5 protein-coding genes are annotated in these 3,329 nt (G+C 32.1%); all 5 read right to left on the bottom strand.

The window, feature by feature from the left end:
• Window positions 1–400 (bottom strand): alpha/beta fold hydrolase (locus tag ABS917_RS18810; protein WP_350480419.1); only part of this gene is annotated, 400 nt, incomplete at its 3' end.
• Between the two features lie 98 nt (window positions 401–498).
• Window positions 499–1,272 carry a hypothetical protein gene (locus tag ABS917_RS18805; protein WP_350480418.1) on the bottom strand — a complete coding sequence of 258 codons (774 nt, stop codon included), beginning with the start codon at window positions 1,270–1,272 and terminating at the stop codon, window positions 499–501.
• Window positions 1,273–1,400: 128 nt separating this feature from the next.
• A complete protein-coding gene (locus ABS917_RS18800) occupies window positions 1,401–1,976 on the bottom strand; it encodes a histidine phosphatase family protein (RefSeq protein ID WP_350480417.1) in 576 nt (191 codons plus the stop codon).
• 186 nt (window positions 1,977–2,162) lie between these two features.
• Entirely contained in the window at window positions 2,163–2,603 is a 441-nt protein-coding gene (locus ABS917_RS18795) for an NUDIX hydrolase (protein ID WP_350480416.1), read from the bottom strand.
• A gap of 113 nt (window positions 2,604–2,716) precedes the next feature.
• Complete coding sequence (locus ABS917_RS18790; RefSeq protein ID WP_350480415.1) at window positions 2,717–3,097, bottom strand: metal ABC transporter substrate-binding protein; 381 nt, start codon at window positions 3,095–3,097, stop codon at window positions 2,717–2,719.
• Window positions 3,098–3,329: the final 232 nt, after the last annotated feature.

The following is a 3,329-nucleotide window of genomic DNA, read 5'->3' as shown; positions in this document are numbered from 1 at the left end:
CTCTCTTTAAAATGGTTTGCTGCGGTACAACTCTTTTGTCAACTTCAGGTATTGTCAAAGGCGCCATTAATAATAATCCACGAACTTGTTTCTTTTTCAAATGGACAATTCCTCTTGCAATATAACCGCCGTATGAATTTCCACAAATAATAAAATGTTGGTTAGGGATTATCTCATCCAATAGGCATATTACCTCTTCTAAAATATCATCAGAGTTCTTAATTGATGGATGACTTTCAGATTGTCCCATACCCGGTAGATCTATGTATATTCTTTTCCAGCCATTTTGCTTCTTAAATATAGGCTCAAGTGCATAATACATTACTTGATTATCGAGGGTCCATCCATGCAGCATAACAATGGGATACCCTTCTCCGATTACTTTATGATAAATAGTCAAACATTCGTTCCCCTTCCTTATATGTGACTTATAATTATATACTCAATTTAAAAAATTACCAATAATGTCGGTTAATTTAGACTAGCTTAAGAATTCGATTAAGACTTTAGATTGAAACTTTGTAATTCCAGATAGTAGCCTAATACTTCTAAGAGAATCTCAAAGTTATAACTTGTTTTTTCATGTATCATTGTTGCCCACTCTACTACTGTCCTATGTTTGGTATCTTCTACTAAACCATTCATAGAAGATGAATAACTTCTAAAGTTATAAAATTCCCAGTGAGTTATTTCATTTTCATACTGTCTGCATTCAAGAAGTGGATATGGTTTTATTAATCTTTGTGAGAATTCAGCGGCTTCTAATAATTGATTTTCATCAATAGCATTCAAATTAAATACTTGCCTAGAAGTTTTTCCATTTGGCCGTTTATAGAAAATTTCAATTTCATCACCTTGATGTTGTAATTGAATTTTGGCACCTGGAAAAAATCCTATGTATTCCTCTAAATTAGAGGATAGGCAATTTTTATCTAAACAAATGGGCTGAATCCATTGATCTCCTAAGTCACATAAATATTTATACTTATTTTCGTCTATTGCTATAACAGCAATATGAGCATCTTCGGTAAATAAATGATGACCTATTGCATACGCTTCAATATTATTTCGTTTAAATTCATCCAATAGCCAAATTGCTAAATCAAAACAGTTTCCTGTAATTTTATATTGTCTATAATGTTCTTTCATAAGCTCAACTGAACGCTGATATTTTAATGGGTTTTGTTTTGCATACCAAGCTTTTGTTAGTGTTTCCATAGGAAAGTGCTTAAATTGATTCCAAATCTTTAGTATATTTTCTGAAGCCTTCATGTGTAACTCTCCCCTCTTAAATTAATATAAACGCACATATACATCCCTAATGGCAATCCTTTTCAAGAATGCGCTAAATTGTTAAAGATCGTTCTTCAATTAAAGCACCCGTTAATTGAAAAATTATATTATATTCTTTCCCAAACTTTCTCTACGTTTCTTAGCACTTTCCCATGAAAAATTAATTTATATATATCTGGCATATCGAGATTCTGCCAAAAAGAGAAATCATACCGGCTATCAAAGTAATTCATGATTAAAACCATTATATTTCCATGTGTTCCTACAACAACATTTTCACCTTTGTATTTCTCTAATATATTCAAAGTGTTTTCTACACCTCTTTTTTGTGCGACAATGTTAGATTCTCCACCCTCCCATGAAAAATTGTAGTCCTCCCATACTTTTGTTATCGCAAGATTAAAATTGTCAGCTGGGACTGTGGTTAAGGTACGTTCTTTAAAACCATCTATAATTTCGACTTCTTTATTTATATATTCTGCTATGCCTTCGACAGTTTGTACTACTCGTTTAAACGGACTTGAAACAACAATACCAATTTCCTCTGTTTGTAATAATTTGGTAACAATTTTTACATCAACAAAACCTCTTTCCGATAAAGGTCTATTTAATTCATCAGGTGTATATATAGAATGTGCGTGCCTAACAAAATACAAATTAGTCAATTTATCAGCTCCTGACAATAGTAATTAACATCTCCTAGTTTAATAACCTGCACGTTAGCTTAAAAACATTGTTGCACAACCTCACATGAATTTTAACATAAATATCCAGATGCCTTTTAAGAAGTTATTCAACAAAATGACTCTATAATGGAAAAACGCGATCTTCTTATTGAAGAATCGCGCCATATAATGAAAATGTAATAACTAACATTTCACCTTCAAATTATCTTGTAGTATTTTCTCTGCAAGTTTAATGTTTTCTTTTAGAAATAAAGGTAGTTCCGTATGTGCAAGAATCTCTGATGTAGACATCCAAATAACATCATCCACTTCTTCAGGACTTTTAGCGTAAGGCTCTCCAGATTTATGATGACATAGGAAAACGATATCAATTACATTTATCCCTGATTCTGTCACGAAGGAGGAGCTATTTACATATTCAATGCCTGTAATTTCGCTACCTACTTCTTCAAAAACTTCGCGTTTTAATGTTCTTTCCAGAATATCAGACGAATTACCTTCAATTTCACACTTTCCTCCTACTAATGAGAGACCTCCACCAGCATGCTCCTCCTTTTCACTTCTGCGGATTAAAAGCCATTTTTCATTGCGACGAATTGCCCCTTCTACATTTACGACAAACATTAAATACCCCCTAAAATTTATACTTTATCCTTTGCTAAGTCACTTATTCGACGACCTTCTAAAAGGAATAACTGATTCCCTTTATTAAAAGTTGTCCATTAATAGAACATCATCTATTTACCTATCCAAAACGTACCAATAATAGTCTCTCCATCAACATCATACAAAGAAACTTCTCTTGGAGGAGCGTTATTTAGTTTAACTGCTTCTTCTGGGGTTTTTGGCTTTGGACCATCCAACTCTACTTTTTTTGCATATCCTATTATACTGTTCTCACCTTGTGCCAATATTAAATCAGGTTCTTCAATAATCATCCTATTTCCCATATCTGGTCCATAAGTTTCACCTTTATCATTTACTGGATAACCATTCTCTAAAATATATTCAAAGGGTGGTATAACTAAATCTTCTGTCTTTTTTAATGTTTCTTGTTGTGAACAACCAGCTAAAAAAATTAACATAATCCATGCTAAGACAAATAAGTTTTTTCTCATTTACTTCCCCTCCTAAAATTAAAACCCTCTTCTTTTACCTGTCCCGCTTAAGTATATTTCTTCACATTCACCAATAAATTTTAACATAATTATCCATAATTAATATTATCACATTAAATGCCTATAATTGAATAAAGCACTTTTCTTATTTAAGAAGGTACTGCACCCCAAAAGTTAGAGTAAAAACTAACTTTTAGGGTGATTTTTTATGACGAAATATAATGAAGAATTT

This window comes from Solibacillus sp. (assembly GCF_040273735.1).
Lineage (GTDB): Bacteria > Bacillota > Bacilli > Bacillales_A > Planococcaceae > Solibacillus.
This window is presented reverse-complemented; position numbering and strand designations above follow the sequence as displayed.

Bases quoted from the DNA above. Each gene is read 5' to 3' on its own strand.
- ABS917_RS18790 (WP_350480415.1), bottom strand. From the start codon at position 3,097: ATGAGAAAAAACTTATTTGTCTTAGCATGGATTATGTTAATTTTTTTA.
- ABS917_RS18805 (WP_350480418.1), bottom strand. From the start codon at position 1,272: ATGAAGGCTTCAGAAAATATACTAAAGATTTGGAATCAATTTAAGCAC.
- ABS917_RS18795 (WP_350480416.1), bottom strand. From the start codon at position 2,603: ATGTTTGTCGTAAATGTAGAAGGGGCAATTCGTCGCAATGAAAAATGG.